Genomic DNA, 23,804 nt, shown 5'->3' with positions numbered 1-23,804 from the left:
GCCTTCGCCGTCCCGGCCGTGCGGCCGGGGACGTGGATCAGGACTTCTTCGCGTCCTCGGTGAGCTCGACGACCTCGGCGGGCTCGTCCGGGGTGGTGGCCTCGATCGGCTCGTCCACAGCGTCCGCGGCGGCCTCGTCGGGGGTGGCACCCGCCGGGTCCTCGACGGTCTCCTCTGCGGAGTCCTCCGCGGGCGCGGCCGGCGCCTCCTCGGCCACGGGGGCCGGAGCGGGAGCGGGCGTCGGGGCGGGCGGCACGGGGGCGGTCTGCCAGCCGGCGTCCGCGTCGGAGCCGTTGAGCTTCTTCCAGGCGAAGACCGCCCCACCGGCGACGCCGGCGAGCAGGAGCGCACCCACAACCTTGCGGCCGCGGCGCTTCTTGGGCTTCTCGCCCTTGACCTCGGCCACGGCGGTGGAGGCCAGCTCGTTCAGCTCGCCGACCTTCGTCTGCCCGGCCTCCGCCGCCTCCGCGGCGTAGGCGGCGGCGCGGGCACGCGCCTCGGCCAGGTACGGCGAGGCTGCCTCGGAGGCACGGCCGTAGTAGTCGGTGCCGAGCACCACGGCCTTGTCCTTGGCGTCGACCAGGTACGGCGTGGCCTTGTCCTTGGCCTCGACCAGGTACGGGGTCGCCTTCTCCTTGGCCTCGAGGAGGTAGGGGGTGGCCTTGTCCTTCGCCTCCACGAGGTACGGGACGGCCTTGTCCTTGGCCTCCGCCAGGTAGGGCGCGGCCAGCTTGTTGGCCTCGGCGTAGAGGTGCTTGGCCTCGTCGCGGGCGGTGGCGACGGCGGCCTCGACCTGCGGGCGCACCTCGTCGACGACCTGGCTGGCGACGTCCCCCGCACGCTCCACGAGGCTCTTCTTCTTGCGCAGACGCATCTGCGTCACTTCCTCTCCACAGGTTCTCGTCCATCAGACCATGCCCCGCGGCGCCCGTGCTGAACCTGTCCCGAGCGACACACCGGGTGGGACGTGCGCTCCCGACCCGACAGGGTGGACGGGACGAGCCGGTGCAGACCTCGGCGGCGGGGGAGGTTGCGGTCCATGGAAAGATCGAACCGCTGCGGCCGCTCGCGCCGTACACCCCGAAGTGTCCCGTTCCCGTGAAAGGCGCCTCCATGGCTGACCTCCAGGCCGTCCTCAAGACCAACAAGGGCGACATCACCATCACCCTGTTCCCGAACCACGCCCCGGCCACGGTCGAGAACTTCACCGGTCTCGCGACCGGCACCAAGGAGTACAAGACCGCCGACGGCAAGACCGGCCCGTTCTACGACGGCCTGATCTTCCACCGCGTGATCTCGGGCTTCATGATCCAGGGCGGCTGCCCCAGCGGCACCGGCACCGGTGGCCCCGGCTACCAGTTCAAGGACGAGATCCACCCCGAGCTCGCCTTCACCAAGCCCTACCTGCTCGCCATGGCGAACGCCGGCCCGGGCACCAACGGCTCGCAGTTCTTCGTGACCGTCGCGCCGACCGCGTGGCTGACCGGCAAGCACACCATCTTCGGTGAGGTGGCCGACCAGGCCTCGCGCGACGTCGTGGACGCCATCGCCACCACGCGCACCGGCCCCGGCGACCGCCCGGTCGAGCCGGTCGTCATCGAGAGCGTCGAGATCGTCGGCGCCTGAGCGCCCTACCCGCACCCCGGACGAGGAACGCATGAGCACCACCCCGCCCGAGGGGGCACCCCCGTCTGCGCCGGTCGGGGCGCCGGTCTGCTACCGGCACCCCGACCGCGAGACGCACATCCGCTGCCAGCGCTGCGAGCGGCCGATCTGTCCCGACTGCATGTCGCCCGCCTCCGTCGGCTTCCAGTGCCCGGAGTGCGTGGCCGAGGGACGTCGCAGCCAACGCGCTCCCCGCTCGACGTTCGGGGGGCTCGTGCCCACCAGCGCCGGCCGCGTCTCGTTCGTCCTCATCGCCCTCAACGCCGCCGTCTGGGTGGCGGTCCTGGCGACGGGCGGCTCGACGTCCTGGCTGGTCGACCTGCTGGGCCTGCGCGTGCAGGGGCTGTGCCAGGTCGGCAACGCCGGCTTCGACGTCCGCCAGGCCGTCTGCACGAACCAGGGCGGCACCTGGCTGCCCGGCGTGGCCGACGGCGCGTGGTGGCAGCTGATCACCTCCGCGTTCCTCCACGTGCAGGTGCTCCACATCGGCTTCAACATGTTCGCGCTCTACGTCCTGGGCCCCCAGCTCGAGCGGATGCTCGGCAGCGCCCGGTTCGTCGCCCTCTACCTCGTCTCGGCGCTGGCCGGCTCCGCGATGGTCGTGTGGCTGTCCTCCCCGTACCAGCTGACGCTCGGCGCCTCCGGCGCGGTGTTCGGCCTCATGGGGGCGCTGCTGGTCGTCGCGCTGCACCAGAAGCTGGCCTACCAGCAGATCCTCATGTGGATCGGGCTCAACTTCGTCATCAGCTTCTGGGGCTCCGGGATCTCCTGGCAGGGTCACCTGGGCGGGTTCCTGGGAGGCCTCGCGTGTGCGGGCGTGATCGTCCTGGCCCCGCGTGGACGCTCGCGCGCGACCGTCCAGTGGGCCGGGCTGGGTGCCCTCGGCGTCCTCGCCCTGGCAGCCAGCGTGGTGGGCGCCCTGGTGGCCTGACCACCTCTCCCCACCCGAGCTCCGTCTCCACAGGGCCCCGCGGCCTGGCCGCGGGGCCCTGCTGCGTCCACGGAAGTTCTCCACCCGGAACCCCTCAGGACGTTTCGCTCCCGGCCGATCAGGGGTAACTGGAGCACCGAGCGACGGCGAAGTTCTCCACAGCTGTGAAAAGACATGTGGAGAACTACAGAGGTGTAGTTCTCCACATCGCCATGCACAGATGTGGAAAAGGAAGAGCCCGCCACCGCGGTGCGGTGACGGGCGTCGAGACCTCCACGAGCCGTGCTCGGGGTCTCACTCCCAGCGCGTGGCGAAGGCGAACCCGACCGCCATGAAGGCGATGCCGACGATGAGGTTGGACTGCTGGAGGTCGTTGAAGACCGGCACCGCGTCCAGGTGGTCGTTCGCCAGCAGGTAGAACGCGCAGATCCACAGCAGGCCGGCGATGAAGCAGAAGAGCATCCCGACGACCACGCCGTTGCCGCGCCCCAGGGGCGTGGACGGGTGGGCGGAGACGACCAGGCCGAGGAAGAACAGGCCGAAGCCGATCACGTAGTTCCACCGGTCGAGGTCGCCGACGATCTCCGGGCTGCCGTCCGGGCGCACGCGCCAGTAGTAGGCGATGATCCAGGCGATGCCGCCGAGCACCAGGGCGATGGCGAGCAGGAAGCGGAAGGTCAGCAGCCGGCCGCCGGAGGCCTCGAGGCCGTCCTTGGACTTCAGCTTCACGGTGGGGTGCTCCCTCGGTGCGGGGCCGCGGCGCGGCCGGTGGTGGCTGTCCCGGCGCCGCGCCGGTCGGTGGCGCGGGCGGGAGGATCCGACCCGTCGGTGGGCAGGGCGGGACGCCCGGTCCCGACCGGTCGCGGGTTACCTTAGTCGCCGTGAGTGCCGGATCCCACGCGAGGCACGGTCGTCGACGCCTCTGGCGGTACGGGACCCCCGCGATGCTGCTGCTCTGCGGCGGACTGTTCGCCGTCAGTTTCACCAGCTCGGACGGCACTGACCTGCGCGCCGGCCGCTACACCGACCTGGCCTCGCTGGTGCAGGCCGAGTCGGACGCCTACGAGAACCTGCGTGCGCGGGCGGCGAGCCTGAACACGCAGGTCGCCGATCTCACCGACCAGGTCGGGGACTCCTCGGTCCGCCGGGCCAAGCGGAAGGTCGCCCGGCTCGAGGACCCGGCGGGCCTGGTCGCCCACGAGGGCGCCGGGCTGCGCGTCGTCCTGTCGGACTCCCCGCTCAGCGCCGACGACACCTCGGAGCCGCTCAACTACCTGATCGTGCACCAGCAGGACATCCAGGCCGTCGTGAACGCGCTGTGGCGCGGCGGGGCCGTGGCGGTCACCGTGCAGGGCCAGCGCCTCATCTCCACGACCGGCATCAAGTGCGAGGGCAACTCGGTGACGCTCCAGGGCGTCCCGTACCCGCAGCCGTACGTGATCGAGGCCGTGGGAGACCCCTCCACGCTCCAGGCGGCCGTCGACTCCGACTCCTACCTCGCCCTCTACCGCGCCCAGTCCGCGCAGGAGGACATCCAGGTGGGCTGGGAGATGTCGGTCGAGGACGACGTGAAGGCACCCGCCTACGACGGGCTGCTCGACCTCTCCTACGCCACGCCGCTGGACTGAGCACCCAGCCGGTCGGCCGGGCGCGTCGGGCTGCCGGGCCTGCTCGCTCAGCCGCTGGGCGTGGGCGTGGCCGCCGCGGGCCGCGAGGCGGCCGGGGTGCTCGCGGAGTCGCTGGCCGAGGCCGAGGCGGAGTCGCTCGCCGACGGGTCGCTGGTCGCGGAGTCGGTGGCCGAGGGCGTCTCCGTGGGCTCGGTGTACGTCGAGATCACGATGAGCACGTCGGAGCCCTGGGGCTGCTTGGTGCCCGCGGTCGGGAACTGGTCGACGACCGTGCCGGCGGGCTCCGTGGACGTCGGGTCCTCGCGGACCACCGCGGTGAACCCTCGCTGGGCGATCTTCTGCTTCGCGACGTTGCGCTGGTCGCCGATCACGTCCGGCACGGCCTTGGGGCCCTTGGAGACGTACAGCGTGACCGAGGAGCCGTCCTCGACCTCGGTGCCCGCCTCGGGCGTCTGGTCGATGACGGTGCCGGCCGGCTGGTCGGAGTCCTGCTGCACGACCTCGGAGTCGAGCCCGGCGCTGGTGAGCGTCGAGATCGCCTGGGCGCGGGTGTAGTTGGTGACGTCGGGGACGCTCACCTCCGCCTTGCCCAGCGACACGGTGAGGACGACGGTGCTCCCCTCGTCGACGAACGTGTCGCCGGTCGGGTCGGTCGAGATGACCTTGCCCTCGGCGCGGTTGGAGTTCTCGTACACGGGGTCGCCCACGGTGAGGCCGGCGTCCGCGATCGCGAGCGTGGCGGCCTCCTGGCTCTGGCCCACGACGTCGGGCACGGCCACCTGGGAGGGCGCGTCCGGGAAGAGCTTGCCCCAGGCCAGGTACCCCGCGACCAGGCAGGCGATGAGCAGCAGGGCGATGGTGATGATGAGCCCCACCGGCGCGCGGCGCTCGTCCTCCTCGACGGGGACGGCCGCGGGGACGGGCTCGGGCACGGGACGGGCGGCGACGTGGGTGCCGCCCGCGACGGCCGCGGCGACGGGCACCGGGGCCGTCGTCTGCACGGGCCGGCCGTCCAGGTAGCGCTCGATGTCGCTGCGCATGGCGGCGGCGGACTGATACCGGTCCTCCACCCGCTTGGCGAGGGCGCGCATGACGATGGCGTCGATCTCGGGGGTGAGGTCGGTGTCGTGGTCCGACGGGGGCTGGGCCTGCTCGCGGACGTGCTGGTAGGCGACCGCCACCGGCGAGTCCCCCACGAACGGCGGACGGCCGGTGAGGAGCTCGTAGAGCAGGCAGCCGGCGGAGTAGACGTCGGAGCGGGAGTCGACGTTCTCGCCGCGGGCCTGCTCGGGCGAGAGGTACTGGGCGGTGCCGACGACGGCGGCGGTCTGCGTCATGGTCGAGGACGCGTCCGAGATGGCGCGCGCGATCCCGAAGTCCATCACCTTGACGTCGCCGGCCGGGGTGAGCATGACGTTGCCCGGCTTGATGTCGCGGTGGATGATCCCGGCGCGGTGGCTGTAGTCGAGCGCCGAGAGGACGTCGCGGGTGATCTCCAGGGCGCGCTCGGGGAGGATCTTGCGCCCCTCGCGCAGGGCGTCGCGCAGCGTCCGCCCGGCCACGTACTCCATGACGATGTAGGGCTGGGAGACGCCGCTGCCGTCGGCCGCGGGCTCCTCGCCGGTGTCGTAGACGGCCACGATCATCGGGTGGTTGAGCGAGGCTGCGGACTGCGCCTCCCGGCGGAAGCGGGCCTGGAAGGTCGCGTCCGAGGCCAGGTCGGTGCGGAGCCGCTTGACCGCCACCACGCGCCCGAGGCGCGTGTCGGTGCCCTTGCGGACCTCGGCCATGCCGCCGCGGCCGAGGAACTCGGCCAGCTCGTAGCGGCCGCCGACGAGGTGCGGCTTCTGCTCGACCATCAGTCGCTCCCCGAGGTGTCGACGACGTCCTGGGGGGAGGACGACGTGCGGCCGGCTGCGGCCGCGGCGGAGGTCGCGGCTGCGGCCGAGGTGGAGGCACCCGCCGCGGACGTCGTCGCCGCGGCGGAGCTGGTCGCGGCGGACGTCGTGGCCGCCGCGCTCGAGGTCTCGGTCGGGGTGGCGGTGACCGTCTCGGTGGCCGTGGCGGTGGCCGTCTCGGTCGGGGCCGGGCCCCAGAACTCGACGGTGACCGTGTCGCCGACGGTGAGGGTGCCCGAGGGGTCGACGGACGTGACGACGTCCTCGGTCCCGCTGCCGTCGTTGTCCTGCTGGGAGAGCTTCACGCTCAGGCCCAGGTCGGCGAGCTCGGCCTGGACGTCCTCGACGTCGCGGCCGACGTAGTCGTCGGCGTCGATCGTCACCGTGGCCGCCGACGAGGAGGCACTGGCGGACTTCGTGCGGGACTTCGTGGCGCTGGCGCTGGTGGCCGCGGACGACGTGGTCGCGGTGGTGTCCGGCTCGTCGTCGCCGCTCCCGCCGAAGAGGGCGAACGCGCCGATGGCCAGGAGGGCCACCACGAGGACGGCCACGACCGCGATGAGCGCCCACGGCTTCTTCTTCTCGGCCTTGCGGGCGCCGCCGACCGTGCCCTGGCTGCCGGTCCCGTCCGCGGCCGCCCCGGCTGCGCCGGCGGCACCGAGACCGCCCATCGTGCCGAGCACCTGGGTGCCGTCCTCGGGCACGGAGGTCGACCCCGTGGCGCCGGCGGCGGCACCGGCCGCCAGCCCGGCTGCGGCACCGGCCGCTGCTCCCGCTGCGGCACCGCCGACGACCGCCGTCCTGCCGGTGGCGGCGTCGTCGGCGAAGGGGTCGCGCAGGGCGCGGGCGAAGGCCGCGCCGTCGACGTAGCGGTCGGCCGGGTCCTTGCTCAGCGCGCGCTGGACCACGGAGGCCAGGGGCGCGGGGACCGAGTCGGGGAGGTCGGGGACGGGCTGGTTCAGGTGGGCCAGCGCCGTGGCGACGGGCGAGCCGGCGTCGAACGGACGCTCCCCGGCGAGGCACTCGAAGGCGACCACGCCGAGGGCGTACACGTCGGAGGCGGGCGTCGCCGTCATCCCTCGGGCCTGCTCGGGCGAGAGGTACTGCGGGGTGCCCAGCACCTGGCCGGTCTGGGTGATGCCGACGGAGTCCGCGGCGCGCGCTATGCCGAAGTCGGTGACCTTGACCTGGCGCTCAGGGGTGATGAGCAGGTTGGCGGGCTTCACGTCGCGGTGGACGATGCCGGCCGCGTGCGCGGCGGCGAGCGCCTCGGCGGTCTGGGCCATGAGGTCGGCGACCACGTCGGCGTCCATCGGCTCGCCGGAGCGCAGGAGCGCGGAGAGGGGCTGGCCGTCCACGAGCTCCATGACGAGGTACGGCTGGGGGGTCCCCGAGCCGTCCGTGGAGGCCCCCTCGCCGAAGTCGTAGACGCCGGCGATGCCCGGGTGGTGCAGCGCCGCGGCGTTGCGGGCCTCGGTCTCGAAGCGGGAGCGGAAGGTCGCGTCGTCCGCGTACTCGTTCTTGAGCAGCTTCACCGCGACGGGCCGGCCCAGCGTCGTGTCGACGCCGCGCCAGACCTCGCCCATGCCGCCCGTGGCGATCCGCGAGTCCAGCCGGTACCGGCCGGCCCCGTCGGCGAACCGCGCGGCGCTGCCGGGGTCGTGGGGCGTGCTCACTTGATCACCGCTTCCATCACTGCCTTCGCGATCGGGCCACCGAGGAGGCCACCCGCGATCTCGTCCCGCGTGAGGCCCGGGGCGTCCTGGATCATCACCGCGACGGCGACCTTGGGGTTCTCGGCCGGGGCGAAGGAGACGAACCACGCGTAGGGCGCGTGGTCGGTGCCGCTCTGGGCGGTACCGGTCTTGCCGGCGACGCTGATGCCGGTGATGGCCGCCGGGGAGGCGGTCCCGTCGTCCACGGTCGCCACCATCATGTCGGTCAGCTGGTCGGCGGTGTCGCTGCTGATCGCCTGGGAGAGCGTCTGGGGCTCGGTGGTCTCGATGCTCTCGAAGTCCGGCGACTGCACCTCGTCGACGAGGTAGGGCGTCATCACCGTGCCCCCGTTGGCGATGCCGGCCGCGACCATCGCCATCTGCAGCGGGGTGGCGCGGACGTCGTACTGGCCGATGCCCGACTGGCCCGTCTGGGGCTCGTTGGCGTCGTCCGGGAAGACCGACGTCGCCTGCGGCGAGAGGTCGGTGAAGTACTGCTGGTTGAACCCGAACGCCTCGGCCTGGGCCTTCAGCTTGTCGGCGCCGAGCTCCACGGCCATCCGGGCGAACGTCGTGTTGCAGGAGTTCTCGAGGGCCTGCGCGAACGGGATCGTGTCGGTGCCGCAGTCGCGGCCCTCGTTGTCGATGAGCCCGGAGTCGCCGGAGGTCTGCGGCAGCTGGTAGCTCGACCCACCGGGCACCTGGTCGTCCTCGGTGTAGAGGCCGTTCTCGATGGCCGCGGCGGCCGTGACCAGCTTGAACGTCGAGCCGGGGGGCAGGGTCTCCTGCACGGCACGGTTGATGAGCGGGGAGCTGTCGCCGCCCTTGGCCAGCTTGTCGGCCGCCTCCTGGACCTTGGTGAGGTCGTGGTCCGCGAGGTCGTTGGCGTCGAAGCTCGGCAGCGACACCATCGCCAGGATCTTGCCGGTGCTGGGCTCGAGCGCGACCACCGCGCCCTCGCCGTCCGACCCCACGACCTTCTTCAGGCCGCGGTAGGCGGCCTTCTGCGCCTTCGCGTTGATGGTGAGCTGGACGTTCCCGCCGACCGCCTCCTGGTTGGAGAGCAGGTCGACCAGGCGGGTCACGAACAGCCGGTCGTCGCTGCCGGAGAGCACGTCGTCCTGCGTCTGCTCGATGAACTGCTGGCACGAGGAGCAGGTGCCGGACTGGGCGTTGTAGTAGTTGTACCAACCCGTGAGCGGGGCGTAGAGCCGCGACTGACGGTAGGTGCGCTGGTAGACGTACTGGTCGCCCGACTTCACGGACTCGGCCACCGGCTCGTCGCCCACGAGGATGGCGCCCCGCTGCTCGGAGAACTCGGCGTCCACGGCGCGCCGGTTGTTGGCGTTCGCGTCGAGGCTGTCAGCCCGCCAGTACTGCAGGTACGTGACGTTGAGCATCAGCCCGAGGAAGAGCACGAGGCAGAAGACGGAGATGGTGCGGATCGGCTTGTTCATCGCAGGCGCACCACCTGGGTGGCGTCGTCGCTCTCCTCGTCGGTCGAGAGGTCGGGCAGGGGACGGCGGGCCAGGTCGCTGACCCGCAGCAGCAGGGCCACGATGACCCAGTTCGCCACGAGCGAGGACCCGCCGTAGGACAGGAAGGGGGTCGTGAGGCCGGTGAGCGGGATCAGCCCGGTGACGCCGCCGACGACCACGAAGACCTGGAGCGCGAACACGGCGCCGAGGCCGGCGGCCAGGAGCTTGCCGAAGCCGTCCCGGCTGATCAGCGCGATGCGCAGGGCGCGCTCCACGATCAGGCCGTAGACGAGCAGGACGGCGATCATGCCGGTCAGCCCGAGCTCCTCGCCGATCGAGGACATGATGAAGTCGGAGTACGAGAACGGCACCCGCGACGGGTCGCCCTCGCCCAGGCCGCGGCCCAGGAGGCCGCCCCACGCCATGCCGAACAGCGCCTCCACCGGCTGGTAGGCGGTGTCGTTCGTGCCCTCGCCGTAGTAGGCGAACGGGTTGAGCCAGACGTCCACGCGCACGCGGACGTGCGACTCGACGAAGTACGCGGCGACCGCGCCGACCGAGAACAGGGCACCGCCGACGACCAGCCAGCCGGCCCGCTCCGTGGCGATGAACAGCATGAACAGGAACAGGCCGAAGAACAGCAGGCTCGAGCCGAGGTCACGCTGGCCGACGAGGATCATCATGCTGATGCCCCACATGACCAGGATCGGGCCGAGGTCGCGGCCGCGCGGGAGGTCGAGGAAGAGCACCCGGCGTCCGGCCAGCGCCAGCGTGTCCTTGTGCAGGACCAGGTAGCCGGCGAACGCGATGACCAGGAGGACCTTGGCGACCTCGCCCGGCTGGAAGCTGAACGGGCCGACCTGGATCCAGATGCGGGCGCCGTTCACCTCGTTGCCGATGACGGGGAGCATCGGCAGCAGGAGCAGGACGATGGCGGCCAGCGCGCTGGTGTAGGTGAACCGGGCCAGGATGCGGTGGTCGCGCAGGAGGACGAGGGTGGCGCAGAACAGCACCACCCCGACCGTCATCCAGATGAGCTGCTTGCCGGCGAAGCCGGTGTCCTTCGCCAGGTCGATGCGGTGGATGACCGCGAGGCCCAGGCCGTTGAGGGCCGCGACCAGCGGGAGCAGCACCGGGTCGGCGTAGGGGGCGACGAAGCGGACGACGACGTGCGCGACGACCACGAGGCCGACCAGCCAGCCGCCGTACCCGAGCATGTCCGCGGGCACCTCGCCCTCGACCCCGATGCCCACCGCCGCGTAGGCGCCCAGGCCAACGACGAGGGCGAGCAGGAGGAGGAAGAGCTCGGCACCGCGTCGCTGCCGGTGCACGAACCCGTACGGGGCCGCGCCGGCAGGCGTGCTGGTGCTCACGGTGGCGCTCATCCGGCGGCTCCCGAGGAGGTGGCGGACGCCGAGGTGGAGGCCGTGGCGCTGGCGGAGGCACTGGCGGAGGGGTCGGCGGACGCGTCGGTCGCCTCGTCCGCGCTGGGCTCGGCCGGCGTCATCGTGCCGGCGAGGTTCTCCACGATCGTCCGGGCGTCGGCGAGGTCGTCGGCCGACAGGCCGCTGCGGACGCGGTCGGCGTTGAAGTCGCTGAGCCGGTCGACCTCGACATTGGTCGACTCGTACGGCTGCGACAGGGTCACGCCGGGCAGCGAGGCGTTGATGCCCTTGTAGATGACCACCACCCCGTCGTCCTGCCCCACGTAGTACTGCTCCTGGCTCCACGCGTAGAGGGCGGAGACCGCCACCCAGACGACGCCGCACACGATGAGCAGGGCGAGGATGCGACGCAGCCAGCCGAGGCGGCGCGGGGCGCGGGGCGCGTAGCGGGCGGCCTCGGGGTCGATGGGGTCGGTGCGGATCGCGTGGACGTCGTCCGGCAGGTCCGGCAGCTCGGCCACGATCGGCTCGATCTCACCGGTGTCGCCGGAGCGGTGGCCGCGGAACAGGCCGCTGCTCAGGCCGCCGGTGAGGCCACCGCGGGTGGAGCGGCGACGCAGCTCGGTGGCCGCGCCGACCAGCATCGGCATGAGGTCCTCGAGCTCGGGGCGCTGCGCCGCCTGCTCGGGGGTGAGGACGTCGGCGACGACGCACGTGACGTTGTCGCTGCTGCCCTCCTCCAGACTCGCGCGGACCAGCTCGACCGCGGCGTAGTCGGGGGTGCCGGAGCCGAGGATGTCGGCCATCCGCGCGTCGTCGAGGGTGCCGCAGGCGCCGTCGGAGCAGACCAGGAGGCGGTCGCCGGGCTCGAGCTCGATGAGGAAGAGGTCCGGCTCGGCCTCGTGGATGCCGTCGAGGGCCTTGAGGATGACGTTGCGGTGCGGGTGCACCCGCGCCTCGGCCTCGGTGATCCGGCCCTCGTCGATGAGGGTCTGGACGAACGTGTGGTCCTGGGTGATCTGCGAGAGCCGACCGCCCCGGTAGAGGTAGGCGCGGCTGTCGCCGATGTGCCCGACCGCGGCCAGGTTGCCCGCGACGTGCAGCACGGTCGCGGTGGTGGACGTGCCGGTGATCTCCGGCTCCTCGTCGACCACGCGGCCGATGCGGGCGTGGGCCTGGTGCAGCCCGGCGGCGGTGCGGGCCAGGAGCTGCTGGCCGTCGACGTCCTGCGGGGTGTCGTAGTCGAGGCGGCGCAGCTGGCTGACCGCGGTCGAGGAGGCGATGTCGCCCCGGGCGGCGCCACCCACGCCGTCGCAGACGGTGAGCAGGTGCGGCCCGGCGTAGCCGGAGTCCTGGTTGTCCTTGCGGACCCGGCCGACGTCGGAGATCGCCGACCAGTGCAGGCGCAGGTCGACAGCGCCCCCGGCCTCGTCGGCGTCGGGGGTGGAGCCGGCGGGGGCGTCGCTCACTTGCGCAGCTCCAGGATGGTCTTGCCGATCCTGACCTGGGTCCCGAGGGTGATGGTGGTGGGCTGCGTGATGCGGACGGTGCCGATGTAGGTGCCGTTGGTGGAGCCGAGGTCCTCGACGAACCACTGGTCCTCGCTCGAGGCGATCCGCGCGTGCCGGGTGGAGACGTAGTCGTCGTCCAGGCGGATGGCGGCGTCCGTCCCGCGGCCGATGAGCAGCGGTGCGTCGGCGAGCTCGGCGCGGGCGCCGGAGTTGCTGCCCGACGTCACGACGACGTGCGTGGGCGAGCCGCGGCGCTGCGTCGGCGGCTTGGCCTTCTTCTTGCGCTCCCGGCCCTTGGTGGAGCCCTTGTCGGGCTCGGGCACGCGCGCGCCGAACATGTCGGAGCGCACGACGGACACCGCCGACAGCACGAAGATCCACAGCACGGCCAGGTAGCCGATGCGGATCAGCAGCAGGGTCAGCTCAGACACCGGCGTCCTCCTCGTGGACCACGCGCACGCGCAGCGTGGTGCTCCCGACGCGCACCTCGGTGCCGTCGTCCGCGACGGCGCGGCCCATCTTCTGACCGTTCACGCTCATCCCGTTCGTCGAGCCCAGGTCGACGACGTCGATGTGCAGCCCGTGACCGCCCGGCCCGCTCGCGTCCACGCGGAACTCCACGTGTCGCCGCGAGACACCGGGGTCGTTGATCCGGACGTCGGCGTCGGCCCCGCGGCCCACGACGAGCCCCGGAGGGGTCAGGGGGTGCTGGGTGCCGTTGACCTCGAGCAGCGCCCGGGCGCGTCCCACCATCGTCGGCGTCGCCTGGCTCGTCACCTTCGCGGCCGCGCGCGAGAGGACGCGGAAGCGACCCGTCGTGAGGTCCTCGCCGAGCTCGAAGTCGATCGTGATCGGCCCGGGGAAGGAGTAGGAGTTGAGCTCGGCGTGCTCGGTGACCTGGGCGATCAGGTCCTCCGCCATCGCCGAGTCGTAGGGCGCGAGGCGCTCCAGGTCGCTCGCCGCCAGCTCGACCACGAACGCGTTCGGCACGAGCCGGCGCTGGCGGGAGAGGATCTGGGCGTTGTTGTCGCACTCGCGCTGGAGCGCGGCCGCGATCTCGACCGGCTGGACCGCCGACCTGAACGCCCGCGCGAACGCGCCGGAGATCATCTCCTCGAGGCGACGCTCGAAGCGCTGCAGTCCGCTCACCGCGTCTCCTCCTCGGCTCCTCGTGCTGGCTGCCGTCCGCCGTTTCGTGGGCAGGCTGGCAGTCGGGGCGGTCCCCGGGTCGGTGCGATGGTAACGAAGCAGCCTGGGAACGGCCGTCATCCACGTCGCACCCCCGCACGTGGTGCTGACCATGCCCGTCGTGTCGACCCTGCTGCTCACCCGGGTGTCGGGCTGCGTTTCCGGGGTGTCTGTGGTGCGCCGGGGCGGGGAGTGGGCGGTGTCTGAGCAACCGGTGTGGGGGCTGGCTGGGTTGGTGGGGCGCCGCTGGTGGTGGGACGTCATACGAACGGTGGCGTCGTGGGGCCGGTCTGTATGACGTCCCGCGGTGGGGGCGCGGGACGTCATACGAGGCGGTCGGGTTTCGGGCCGGTCTGTATGACGTTCGGCGGCGGGGGCGGTGGGCGGTGTGTGGGCAACCGTTCTGCGGCCCGGTGCGGTTGGTGCGGCGCCGCCGGTGGTGAGACGTCATACGAACGGTGGCGTCGTGGGGCCGGTCTGTATGACGTCCGGCGGCCGGGGCGGTCGGCGAGGAGGGTCGCTCGCCGCCGGTTTGGGCGCCGGGACGCGGCTGGGATATGGTCCATCTCGCTTCACGCGCGAGTGGCGGAATAGGCAGACGCGCACGGTTCAGGTCCGTGTGCCCGAAAGGGCGTGGGGGTTCAACTCCCCCCTCGCGCACAGTGAAGAAGGCCCCGGTCGTTTCGACCGGGGCCTTTCTCTTTCTCGCAGCGCGCGCCGCCCCGCAGCCGAGGTCGCCCCGGGGCCAGCACCGACGCCCAGCCCGACGCCCAGCACCGACGCCCAGCACCGACGCCCAGCCCGGCCCGGCACTCAGCCGACGAGCTCAGTCCCCGTCGCCGAGGCCGACGAACATCGTCCGGTGCAGCTCGGAGACGTGCGCGGTCATGGCGGCGACGGAACCGACGACGTCCCGCTCGCGCAGCGCGGCGACGATCCGGGCGTGGTCGTCGTTGACGCCGTGCAGGTAGGAGATCGGGTAGGGCAGGAAGTAGGTGTAGAGCTCGCCGAGGACGGCGTCGTAGTGCGGCATCGCCCAGGTCAGGCCGCTGGCGAGGGCGACGCCGCGGTGGAACCGCTCGTCCGCCTCGTGGTAGTCGGCCCAGGTGGTGGCGGTCGCGCCGGCGTGCACGTGCTCGTCGAGTTCGGCCAGCTGCTCGGGTGTCGCCCGGAGGGCGGCGTGGTGGGTCACGGCCGTCTCCAGGAGCACGCGGACGTCGATCAGGCGGTGCACCTCGTCGCGGTCGGCGCGGTACGCAGCCACCGCCTCGGCCGCGGCGCCGGCCGGGGGTCGGGTCTGCGCCACGAACGTCCCGCCGTTGCGTCCTCGCCGCCGCTCGACCGCCCCCTCGGCGGCCAGCGACTCGATCGCCCGGCGGGCGGTGATGTCGCTGACGCCCAGCGTGGAGGCCAGCGACCCCTCCGAGGGCAGTCGCTCCCCGGGCTCGAGGAGGCCGAGCTCCATGGCGAGCGTGATGCGCGCCCGCACGGTGTCGACGGCGCTGAGCCGGCGGACGTGCGAGACCGCCGAGCCGGCGAGCACGGGGTGCGGTTCGGCGGGCTGGGGGGTCACGGAGGGGCACCTTCCGGGAGGGCGGAACGGTCGGGGGCATTCTGACACTAGACATATCTGTTCATTTAGATCTATTTTCCGATCACCCGCCCGACGACGTGCGGTGGTACCGGCAGTCCCGCACCACCCGCCGACCGCTCCGTGGCCCAGGGCCCGGGACGGCGCGGCTCGGTCCGAACAGAGGTCACCCACGTTGCGCCAGCTCCGTGTCACCGCCGTCCAGGCGGCCCCGCTCCCGATCGGCTCGCCGGCCGAGGCCCTCGACGCGCTCGAGGCCCAGGCCCGCCCGCTCGTGGACGCCGACGTCGAGCACCAGCTCCTCGTCTTCCCCGAGATGCACCTGTGCGGCGTCGGCGGGCTGGAGGGCGAGGCCCGGACGGCCGCGTTCCGCGACGCCTCCGAGCCGCTCGACGGCCCGCTGGTCACCGGCCTGCGCGAGGTAGCCCGCCGCCTGGGCGTGTGGCTGCTGCCCGGCAGCCTCTGCGAGCGGGGCGAGGACGGCGAGCTCTTCAACACCGCGGTCCTGCTCTCGCCGGACGGCGAGCTCGTGGCGTCCTACCGCAAGATCTTCCCCTGGCGGCCCTACGAGCCGTTCACGCCCGGCGACCGGTTCGTCGTCGCCGACCTGCCCGGGGTCGGCCGGGTGGGCCTCTCCATCTGCTACGACTCCTGGTTCCCGGAGGTCGCCCGCCACCTGGCCTGGGCGGGCGCCGAGGTGGTGCTCAACGTCGTCCAGACGACGACGCCCGACCGCGCGCAGGAGCTCGTCCTGGCCCGCTCCACCTCGATCGTCAACCAGGTCTTCACCGTGAGCGTCAACTGCGCCGGGCCCCTGGGCCGCGGCCTCAGCCTCGTCGTCGACCCCGAGGGCGAGGTGCTCGCCGAGACCACGGACGCCGAGCCCGGCGTCCTCGTCGTGGACCTCGACCTCGACCACGTGACCCGCGTGCACGAGGTCGGGACGGCGGGCACCAACCGCGTCTGGTCGCAGTTCCTGCCCGACGACGCGCCCCTCGCGCTCCCCCTCTACTCCGGGCGCATCGACCCGGCCACCTGGGAACCCGCCGCCTCCGCCACGGTCGACGGCACCCGGTCCCGCCCCACCCACCTCGAGGAGATCCAGCAGTGAGCACGTCCACCCACCTGGTCCGCACCCTGGGGCTGCGGTCCCTGGTCCTGCTGGGCCTGGCCTACATGACCCCGCTGATCGTCCTGGGGATCTTCGGCGTCGTCGCCGAGATCACCGCGGGCGCCAGCGCCAGCGCCTACCTCGTCGCCCTCGTGGCGATGGTCTTCACGGCCATCAGCTACGGCCGGATGGCCGCCGCCCACCCGGTGGCCGGCTCCGCCTACACCTACGTCCGCCGGACCATCGACGGCCGCGTGGGCTTCCTCGTCGGCTGGGCGGTGCTCCTGGACTACCTGTTCCTCCCGATGGTCATCTGGCTCATCGGCGCCGCCTACCTCAACGCCCAGTTCCCGGGCGTGCCGGTGGGCGTGTGGGTGGTCGCGTACATCGTCGTGACGACGGCGCTCAACGTGATCGGCCTCAAGGTCGCCGACCGCGCCAACTTCGTGCTCATGGCCTTCCAGCTGCTGGTCATCGTGCTGTTCGTCGTCCTCTGCCTGGCCCACGTGCTGGGCCACGGCGGCGGCTCCGCCCTGTTCAGCCTCGCGCCGTTCGGCGGGTCGGGCGCCACGTTCTCCGGCGTCACGGCCGGCGCCGCGGTGGCCGCCTACTGCTTCCTCGGCTTCGACGCCGTCACCACGTTCACCGAGGAGACCGTCGACCCGCAGCGCACGGTGCCCCGCGCGATCCTCCTCGTGGCCCTCATCGGCGGCGGCATCTTCGTGGTCGTCTCCTACGTGACCCAGCTCGTCCACCCGGGCGGCACGTTCGTCGACTCCTCGTCCGCCGCCTACGACATCGCGATCACCATCGGCGGCAGCCTCTTCGGCGCCCTCTTCCTCGCCGCCCTGGTGATCGCCCAGTTCACCTCGGGCCTCGCGGCCCAGGCCTCCGCCTCGCGGCTCATGTTCGCGATGGGACGCGACGGGGTGCTGCCCCGCCGCGTGTTCGGCACCCTGAGCGGCCGGTTCTCCACCCCCGTCGCGGCCCTCGTGGTCACCGGTGTCGTCGGCCTGCTGGCGCTCTTCCTCGACGTGGCCACCTCGACGTCCTTCATCAACTTCGGCGCGTTCGTCGCCTTCACGATGGTCAACGTCTCGGTGCTGTTCCACTACGTCTCCCAGCGGCGGGCCGGGGTGCGGCTCAACCCGTGGAGCCACGTCGTCTCGCCGGTCCTCGGCGCGGTCGTCACCGTCTACCTGCTGCTCCAGCTCGACGCCCACGCGGTGCGCCTCGGCCTGATCTGGCTCGCGGTCGGGGTCGTGCTGCTCGGCGTCCTCACGCGCGGGTTCCGCCGTCAGCCGCCGGAGCTCGCGGTGGACGAGACGGCCGACCCGGTCGTCACGAGCGCGGTCTGAGGCGGCCGGCCGTGCGCGTGGCCCTGGGCCAGCTCGGCTCCCTCGCCGACGTGGGGGCGAACCTCGCGTCGGTGGCGGAGCGGGTCGCGCGCGCGGCCGAGGACGGGGCGGACCTCCTGGTCCTGCCTGAGTTCGCCATGTACGACAAGCCGGTCGTCGACGAGACCTTCGCCGACGTCGCCGAGCCCCTCGACGGCCCCTTCGTGCGGGCCGTCGGGGCGCTCGCGGCCGAGCACGGCGTCAACGTCGCCCTCGGGGTGGTCGAGCGCTCCGACGAGCGGCGGCCGTGGAACACCGTCGCGCTCCTCGGTCGCGACGGCTCGCTGCTCGGCCGCTGGCGCAAGGCGCAGCTCTTCGACGCCTACGGCTACGCCGAGTCGCGCTCCATCCGCCCGGCCGAGGACCTGACCCCGCACGTCGTGGACCTCGAGGGGACGCCGGTCGGCTTCCTGGTCTGCTACGACCTGCGCTTCCCGGAGGTCGCGCGAGGGCTGGTGCGGGCGGGCGCCCGCCTGGTCGTCGCGCCGTCCGCGTGGGTGCCCGGGCCCACCAAGGTCGCCCAGTGGCGGACGCTCCTGGCCGCCCGCGCCATCGAGAACGTGTGCCACGTGGTCGGCGTCTGCCAGGCGGCCCCCGTCTCGACGGGCACGAGCCTGGCGTGCGCGCCCGACGGCACCGTCCTCGCCGAGCTCGGCCCCGCCCCCGGCCAGGTGGTGGTCGACCTGCCCGCCGGGGCGGTCGACGCCGCCCGCGAGCGGGACCGGAACGTCGAGGTCGCCCGGCTGGGCCGCTGAGGGCCCTCGCTGCGTGACCTGAGGCACGACCAAAAGGTTGACAAAACGGGTCCATTTCCGAAAGGGCCTGAGCCGAAACCCACCCTTTACCGCTGCATCGTCGGACCAGAAATGGTTGCCGCCCAGAGTGAGCGTCGCTGACTCTCCGCGCTCCCCTGGAAGGCCTCCGATGAAAGACCTTGTGCTCGGCCTCTCGAAGAAGACGATCAACGTCATCTTCGGGGGCATCTACGCAGTCGCCGCGCTGATGGCACTGTTCCCGCCCCTGTACCTGTGGGCCTCCGGCTCCGACGTCAAGGTCCTCGGCATCCCGTGGGCCATCGGCTACTGGATCTTCGTGTGGCTGCTCGTGTGCGCCGCCCTCGTCGGTCTCTACAACGCCGAGCGCATCCGTGGTGAGTTCGACGAGGAGGTCTCCGCATGATCCTGATGATGGGCATGCTGCTGGTCTTCTACGCGGTGGTCGTGGGCATCCTCTACGTCACCCAGAAGACCGACCACCCGAACTTCGAGGAGTACGCGGTCGGCAACCGGAGCTACGGGCCGATCTACATCGCCGCCTCGTACATCAACTCCTGGTGGCCGGGCTCCACCTGGACCGCCTTCTTCGGCCTCGCGGCCGGCTCGGGCGTCTTCGGCCTCTACGGCCTGGCCTACTCGATCGTGGGCGTGGCCACGATGTACTTCATGGCGACCCGGGCCTGGCGCTGGGGCTCGGTCTACGACCTGCGCACCCAGCCCGACCTCATCGGTCTCCGGTTCGACTCCGACTGGGCCAAGAAGATCGCCAGCTTCATCGGCGTCGTCTCCCTGTTCCCGTGGGTGATCCTGGGCATGCAGGCGCTGGGCACGCTGTTCGACTACGCCGGTGACGGTCACTGGGGCATCAAGACGTCCCTGTTCATCGGGCTCGCCGCCATCGTCATCCGCCAGTTCTGGACGGTGAAGATGGGCATGCGCGGCCTGATCCTGACCGACGTCTTCCAGAGCATCGTGGCCTACGGCGGCACCGCGCTCATCGCCGTCCTCATGATGCTCGGCGTCGGCGGCAGCCCCATCTCCATCACCGACGTCAGCAACGTGGCCGGCGACTACCTGAAGATGCCGGGCGACGGGGGCACCTACGGCCCGCTCTACATCTTCGCGCTCATCTTCACCGGCGTCATCGGCTCGCTGTGCTGGCCCACCAGCTTCCAGCGGATCTACACCGCCTCCGGCGTCCGCGCGGTCAAGAAGGGCACCGTCCAGACGGCGTTCCTCTCCGGCCTCTTCTACACCCTGCTCATGTTCATCGGCCTCGCCGTGGCCAGCACCGGCCTCGCCGCCGACAACCCGCAGGTCGGCTGGTTCACGGTGATGAACGACTGGGGCGGCACCTTCTTCCTGGGCCTCGCCATCGTCATCGTCTTCGCGGCCTCCATGGGCCACATCGACGCCTCGGTCCAGGTCTCCGGCCTCCAGATCGCCAACGACCTGGTGCAGGGCAAGGAGCGCAAGCTCAGCGACGCCCAGCTCACCCGGATCTCGAAGGCCAGCATGGCCGTCTTCATGATCCTGGCCGCGGTGCTCGCCTACGCCACCCGCGACATGAGCCGGATGCAGCTGCTGGCACAGATGAGCTACCAGGGCATCGTCCAGCTCGCCGTCCCGCTGTTCCTCGGCATCTTCTGGCGCGGCGGCAACAAGTACGGGGCGATCTCCGGCATGGTCGGCGGCTTCGCCACGGCCGCCGTGCTGACCTGGATCTTCCCCGACGACATCCACGCCCTCGGCAGCCTGACCGGCGGCATCGTCGGCCTGGCGGTCAACCTGGTCCTCTTCTTCGTCGTCTCGGCCATCACCGGTCGCACCGACGAGGAGAAGGCCCGCGTGGACGAGTTCTTCGACGTCGCCGCCGGCAAGAAGAAGCCCGTCCTCACCACCGACCTCGTCGTCTGAGGTCCTCCCCGGCCGGGTTCGGACGAGTGCCGTCGTCCGGGCCCGGCCGGAGCTGTTCCACCCGCGGGTGGCACGGCTCAACCACCCCGTCCCCGCCCGCCCACGGCACCCGGAGCCGCAGTGCGCCCGGGGCGCCGGACGGACGGGTCGTCCGAGAGAAGGGAACCCAGATGTCCGACGAGATCGCCTGGATGAGCGCCACCGAGCTGGCGCCGAGGCTCGCCGCCGGCGAGCTGTCCGCCACCGAGGTGGCGACCGCCATGATCGACCGCATCGAGAAGGTCGACCCCACCATCCACGCCTTCGTGCACCTCGACCCGCAGCAGATCCTCAACGACGCCAAGGCGCTGGACGACAAGCAGGCCTCGGGTGCCCCGCTGGCCCCGCTGCACGGCGTGCCCTACTCGATCAAGTGCCTCACGGACGTCGAGGGCCTGCCCGCCACCGGGGCCATGACCCCGTTCAAGGACCAGGTGGCCGAGAAGGACGCCGTGGTCGTCGCGCGCATGAAGGCGGCCGACGGCCTCTTCCTCGGTCTGACCAACGCGCCCGAGGGCGGCTACTACGGCGGCACCGACAGCCACCTGCACGGGCCCACCCACAACCCGTGGGCGCACGGCATGACTGCCGGCGGGTCCAGCGGTGGCGCCGCTGCCGCGGTCGCCTCCGGCCTCGGGCCGCTGGCCGAGGGAGCGGACGGCGCGGGCTCCGTGCGCATTCCCGCCGCCATGTGCGGGGTGGTCGGCTACAAGCCGTCGCTCGGCACGATCCCGCACACCCTGCTGCCCAGCCGGTCGACCACCAACGTCTTCCACGGTCCGCTCACGCGCACCGTCGGTGACGCGGCCCTCATGCTGGAGCAGGTGGCGGGCTTCGACCCGCGCGACATGTTCTCGCTGCCCACCCCGGCGCCCGGCTACTTCACCGAGCAGCTGGGCCTCGACATCAAGGGCTGGAAGGTCGCCTACTCCTCCGACCTCGGGCTCGGGCACGTCGACCCCGAGGTCGACGCGATCGTCCGCGAGGCGCTGGGCGCGTTCGCCGACCTCGGCGCCACCGTGGTCGAGGCCGTCCCGGAGTGGGACGACCTGGAGAAGGCCATGTGGGAGGCGTGCTGGGTGCCGCTCTACGCCACCGAGTACGACCTGGCCGACTGGCCGGCCTGGAAGGGGCAGCTCGACGACAACCTGCTGGAGATCTTCGCCCAGGCGGAGAAGCAGACCGTCGCCCAGTTCGGCGTGGCCGAGGCCAAGCGCGGCCTCAACTACGACCTGTTCACGTCCTTCATGTCCGAGTACGACCTGCTGGTCTCGCCGACGCTGACCGACGCGGCCTTCCCGCTCACGCAGTTCGCCCCCGACTGGCTGGAGGGAGCATCCCTCCAGCGGCAGCTCCTGGGCTGGCTGCTCACGTACCCCTACGACATGTTCAACAACCCCGCGATCACGCTCCCCGCGGGCTTCACCTCGGACGGTCGCCCGGTCGGCATCCAGCTCGCCGGCCGCCACCGTGCCGACGCCGAGGTGCTGCGGGCCGCGGCGAACTTCGAGCGGGCCCGCCCGTGGCACGCCGCGAGGCCGCCCCTCGGGGCGTGATCCCTCGGGGCCTGATCCGTCGGGTCCCCGAGCAAGCCCGACGCCGGCCCGCCCTCCTCCCCGACGAGGGCGGGCCGGCGTCGTCCTGCGTGCGGGCCTCGGACGAAAGGGGGCCTCAGACGAAGGTGGCCGCGTCGATGACGAACCGGTACCGGACGTCCGAGGCGAGCACCCGCTCGTAGGCGGTGTTGATGTCGGCGGCGCCCACCAGCTCGATCTCGGGGCGGACGCCGTGCTCGCCGCAGAAGTCGAGCATCTCCTGGGTCTCGGCGATCCCGCCGATGTTGGAGCCGGCCCACGACCGACGCGCCCCCACCAGCGAGAACGCGGAGACGGAGATCGGTCGCGGGGGGAGACCCACGCTGACCAGCGTCCCGTCCAGGGCGAGGAGGCCGAGGTAGGCGTCCATGTCGAGCGGCGCGCTCACGGTGTTGAGGATCAGGTCGAAGGAGCTGTCCAGCGCCGCGAATGTCGCGGGGTCCGCCGTGGCGTGGTGGGCCTGCGCGCCGAACGCCAGGCTGTCGTCCTTCTTCGCGAGGCTCTGGGAGAGGACCGTGACGTCCGCGCCCATCGCGGAGGCGAGCTTGACGCCCATGTGGCCCAGGCCGCCGAAGCCGACGACGGCCACCCGGCTGCCCGCGCCGACCTTCCAGTGGCGCAGCGGCGAGTAGGACGTGATGCCGGCGCAGAGCAGCGGTGCGGCGGCGTCCAGCGGCAGGGAGTCCGGGATGGCGAGCACGAACGACTCGGTGACCACGACGTGCGTGGAGTAGCCGCCCTGGGTGGTGGTGCCGTCGGCGTCGGTGGAGCCGTAGGTGAACACGACGTCCTTGCAGTACTGCTCCTGGCCGGCGGTGCACGCCACGCAGGTGCCGCACGAGCCGACCATGCAGCCGACGCCGACCCGGTCGCCCACGGAGAACCGGGAGACCTCGGCGCCCACGGCCGAGACGGTGCCGGCGATCTCGTGGCCGGGCGTGATGGGCCAGTCGCGGGCGCCCCACTCACCGCGGACGGTGTGGATGTCGGAGTGGCAGATGCCGGAGAAGCCGATCTCGATGAGGACGTCGTGGGGGCCGAGGTCGCGGCGCTCCACGGTGAGCGGGTGCAGGGGCTGCGAGGGGTCGGACGCGCCGTAGGCGGGGACGGTCAGCATGACCCCGACGCTAGGGGGTCGGTGGTCGCGCCGCGTGTCGGCGGGTGCATGGGCGTGTGAACTCCCCGGACCTGTCGTCGGCGGTGTCGCTCAGGAGTGGCTGAGCGCGGAGAAGGCGGCCTTCACGTCCTCGACGGTCCGGCCGACGAGGCCGGTCCAGTGGACGTCCGCGAGCTCCGGCTCGACCGGCACGTACACCGGGACGGCGACCGTCCGGACGCCGGCGGCGCGGGCGGAGGCGAGGCCGATGTGGCTGTCCTCGAGGACGATGCAGTCCTGCGGTGCGAGCCCCAGCCTCTCGGTGGCCAGCAGGTAGGCCTCCGGCTCGGGCTTGCCTCGCTCCACCTGGTCGCCGGTGACGACGACGTCGAACGCGGGCATGGCGGGGTCGGCGAGGACGGCGTCGACGGTCGGCCCGTGCGACATGGTCACCAGCCCCATCGGGATGCCGCTGGCCCGGACGGACGCCAGGAGCTCCAGGGCGCCCTCGCGGTACGGGGTGGCGCCCGCGACCCGCTCGTTCACGCGTCCGACCACGTAGTCGACGATGGCGTCGACCTCCATGTCGACGCCGGTCGCGACGACCATGCGGGCGAAGTCGTCCACGGCCGTGCCGACCGCGGCGAACCGCTCGGTGTCGGACCAGGCGAGGCCGGCGGCCCGCACGAGCTCCTCACCGGCTTCCACGTAGAAGCCCTCGGTGTCGATGAGCGTGCCGTCGAGGTCGAAGAGGATGCCAGCAGGGGTCACGGGGAGCCTTCAGGAGCGGGAGGTGAGGGGGACACCTCGTGGTGGGTGGGCGCGGTCGAGGGCGGCGCCGCACGAGTGGCGCCGTTCGGGGACGGGAGGGGCAGGAGGGGCC

The 23,804-nt window shown here is 72.2% G+C and carries 21 protein-coding genes and 1 tRNA gene; 10 read left to right on the top strand and 12 right to left on the bottom strand.

Annotation, left to right across the window (positions count from 1 at the left end; all coding sequences use genetic code 11):
* Nucleotides 1-37: 37 nt before the first annotated feature.
* Nucleotides 38-874 (bottom strand): DUF5324 family protein, encoded by an 837-nt coding sequence (locus tag E8D37_RS08840; protein WP_240770326.1) that lies wholly within the window; start codon nt 872-874, stop codon nt 38-40.
* Nucleotides 875-1,113: 239 nt separating this feature from the next.
* Between E8D37_RS08840 and E8D37_RS08835 the strand changes: the two genes are divergently transcribed.
* Nucleotides 1,114-1,626, top strand: coding sequence for a peptidylprolyl isomerase (locus E8D37_RS08835; RefSeq protein ID WP_136569388.1), 513 nt, complete (start codon nt 1,114-1,116; stop codon nt 1,624-1,626).
* A gap of 31 nt (nt 1,627-1,657) precedes the next feature.
* Nucleotides 1,658-2,596 (top strand): rhomboid family intramembrane serine protease, encoded by a 939-nt coding sequence (locus E8D37_RS08830; protein ID WP_136569387.1) that lies wholly within the window; start codon nt 1,658-1,660, stop codon nt 2,594-2,596.
* Nucleotides 2,597-2,890: 294 nt separating this feature from the next.
* Here E8D37_RS08830 and E8D37_RS08825 read toward each other — a convergent pair whose 3' ends face one another.
* Nucleotides 2,891-3,325 (bottom strand): cell division protein CrgA, encoded by a 435-nt coding sequence (locus tag E8D37_RS08825; protein WP_136569386.1) that lies wholly within the window; start codon nt 3,323-3,325, stop codon nt 2,891-2,893.
* A gap of 152 nt (nt 3,326-3,477) precedes the next feature.
* On the opposite strand from E8D37_RS08825, the gene E8D37_RS08820 reads away from it, so the two are divergent.
* Nucleotides 3,478-4,224, top strand: coding sequence for a DUF881 domain-containing protein (locus E8D37_RS08820; protein ID WP_240770294.1), 747 nt, complete (start codon nt 3,478-3,480; stop codon nt 4,222-4,224).
* Between the two features lie 47 nt (nt 4,225-4,271).
* Here the strand turns inward: E8D37_RS08820 and pknB are convergent, their stop codons facing one another.
* Genes pknB through E8D37_RS08785 form a run of 7 tightly spaced genes read right to left on the bottom strand, consistent with a single transcriptional unit; the run spans nt 4,272 to nt 13,360 of the window.
* Complete coding sequence (gene pknB / locus E8D37_RS08815) at nt 4,272-6,083, bottom strand: Stk1 family PASTA domain-containing Ser/Thr kinase (RefSeq protein ID WP_136569385.1); 1,812 nt, start codon at nt 6,081-6,083, stop codon at nt 4,272-4,274.
* Nucleotides 6,083-7,798 carry a serine/threonine-protein kinase gene (locus E8D37_RS08810; RefSeq protein ID WP_136569384.1) on the bottom strand — a complete coding sequence of 572 codons (1,716 nt, stop codon included), beginning with the start codon at nt 7,796-7,798 and terminating at the stop codon, nt 6,083-6,085. Before E8D37_RS08810 ends, pknB begins: the two co-directional genes overlap by 1 nt.
* Nucleotides 7,795-9,294 carry a penicillin-binding protein 2 gene (locus tag E8D37_RS08805; protein WP_136569383.1) on the bottom strand — a complete coding sequence of 500 codons (1,500 nt, stop codon included), beginning with the start codon at nt 9,292-9,294 and terminating at the stop codon, nt 7,795-7,797. The genes E8D37_RS08810 and E8D37_RS08805 overlap by 4 nt, the downstream gene beginning before the upstream one ends.
* Nucleotides 9,291-10,688 carry an FtsW/RodA/SpoVE family cell cycle protein gene (locus E8D37_RS08800; RefSeq protein ID WP_240770293.1) on the bottom strand — a complete coding sequence of 466 codons (1,398 nt, stop codon included), beginning with the start codon at nt 10,686-10,688 and terminating at the stop codon, nt 9,291-9,293. The genes E8D37_RS08805 and E8D37_RS08800 overlap by 4 nt, the downstream gene beginning before the upstream one ends.
* An 8-nt stretch (nt 10,689-10,696) precedes the next feature.
* On the bottom strand, nt 10,697-12,169 hold the full coding sequence (locus E8D37_RS08795) for a protein phosphatase 2C domain-containing protein (protein ID WP_240770292.1): 1,473 nt from the start codon (nt 12,167-12,169) through the stop codon (nt 10,697-10,699).
* Nucleotides 12,166-12,642: an FHA domain-containing protein gene (locus E8D37_RS08790; protein WP_136569381.1), complete on the bottom strand. Its 477-nt coding sequence runs from the start codon at nt 12,640-12,642 to the stop codon at nt 12,166-12,168. Before E8D37_RS08790 ends, E8D37_RS08795 begins: the two co-directional genes overlap by 4 nt.
* Nucleotides 12,635-13,360, bottom strand: a complete 726-nt coding sequence (locus E8D37_RS08785; RefSeq protein WP_136569380.1) for a DUF3662 and FHA domain-containing protein — start codon at nt 13,358-13,360, stop codon at nt 12,635-12,637. The genes E8D37_RS08790 and E8D37_RS08785 overlap by 8 nt, the downstream gene beginning before the upstream one ends.
* Nucleotides 13,361-13,975: 615 nt before the next feature.
* Between E8D37_RS08785 and E8D37_RS08780 the strand changes: the two genes are divergently transcribed.
* A tRNA-Leu gene (locus tag E8D37_RS08780) sits at nt 13,976-14,059 on the top strand.
* Nucleotides 14,060-14,225: 166 nt separating this feature from the next.
* Here the strand turns inward: E8D37_RS08780 and E8D37_RS08775 are convergent.
* A complete protein-coding gene (locus E8D37_RS08775) occupies nt 14,226-14,972 on the bottom strand; it encodes an FCD domain-containing protein (protein ID WP_240770291.1) in 747 nt (248 codons plus the stop codon).
* A 193-nt stretch (nt 14,973-15,165) separates the two neighbouring features.
* Here E8D37_RS08775 and E8D37_RS08770 point away from each other — a divergent pair, with 193 nt between their 5' ends.
* The 6 genes from E8D37_RS08770 to E8D37_RS08745 all read left to right on the top strand — a co-directional run bounded on the left by E8D37_RS08770 (nt 15,166) and on the right by E8D37_RS08745 (nt 21,786).
* A complete protein-coding gene (locus tag E8D37_RS08770; RefSeq protein ID WP_240770290.1) occupies nt 15,166-16,101 on the top strand; it encodes a carbon-nitrogen hydrolase family protein in 936 nt (311 codons plus the stop codon).
* Nucleotides 16,098-17,459 carry an APC family permease gene (locus E8D37_RS08765; RefSeq protein ID WP_240770289.1) on the top strand — a complete coding sequence of 454 codons (1,362 nt, stop codon included), beginning with the start codon at nt 16,098-16,100 and terminating at the stop codon, nt 17,457-17,459. Before E8D37_RS08770 ends, E8D37_RS08765 begins: the two co-directional genes overlap by 4 nt.
* 11 nt (nt 17,460-17,470) lie before the next feature.
* Nucleotides 17,471-18,253, top strand: a complete 783-nt coding sequence (locus E8D37_RS08760; RefSeq protein WP_168929690.1) for a carbon-nitrogen hydrolase family protein — start codon at nt 17,471-17,473, stop codon at nt 18,251-18,253.
* A 169-nt stretch (nt 18,254-18,422) separates the two neighbouring features.
* Nucleotides 18,423-18,677, top strand: coding sequence for a hypothetical protein (locus tag E8D37_RS08755; RefSeq protein ID WP_136569378.1), 255 nt, complete (start codon nt 18,423-18,425; stop codon nt 18,675-18,677).
* Nucleotides 18,674-20,191: a sodium:solute symporter family protein gene (locus E8D37_RS08750; RefSeq protein ID WP_136569377.1), complete on the top strand. Its 1,518-nt coding sequence runs from the start codon at nt 18,674-18,676 to the stop codon at nt 20,189-20,191. The genes E8D37_RS08755 and E8D37_RS08750 overlap by 4 nt, the downstream gene beginning before the upstream one ends.
* Before the next feature lie 170 nt (nt 20,192-20,361).
* A complete protein-coding gene (locus E8D37_RS08745; RefSeq protein ID WP_136569376.1) occupies nt 20,362-21,786 on the top strand; it encodes an amidase family protein in 1,425 nt (474 codons plus the stop codon).
* A gap of 115 nt (nt 21,787-21,901) precedes the next feature.
* Here E8D37_RS08745 and E8D37_RS08740 read toward each other — a convergent pair whose 3' ends face one another.
* Nucleotides 21,902-22,942, bottom strand: a complete 1,041-nt coding sequence (locus tag E8D37_RS08740) for an NAD(P)-dependent alcohol dehydrogenase (RefSeq protein ID WP_136569375.1) — start codon at nt 22,940-22,942, stop codon at nt 21,902-21,904.
* Nucleotides 22,943-23,032: 90 nt separating this feature from the next.
* Entirely contained in the window at nt 23,033-23,692 is a 660-nt protein-coding gene (locus E8D37_RS08735) for an HAD family phosphatase (RefSeq protein ID WP_136569374.1), read from the bottom strand.
* Nucleotides 23,693-23,804 lie beyond the last annotated feature (112 nt).

This window comes from Nocardioides sp. GY 10127 (assembly GCF_004919085.1).
Taxonomy (GTDB): Bacteria; Actinomycetota; Actinomycetes; order Propionibacteriales; family Nocardioidaceae; genus Nocardioides.
The sequence above is the reverse complement of the archived record's forward strand: the minus strand, read 5'-3'. Positions and strand labels throughout refer to the sequence as shown.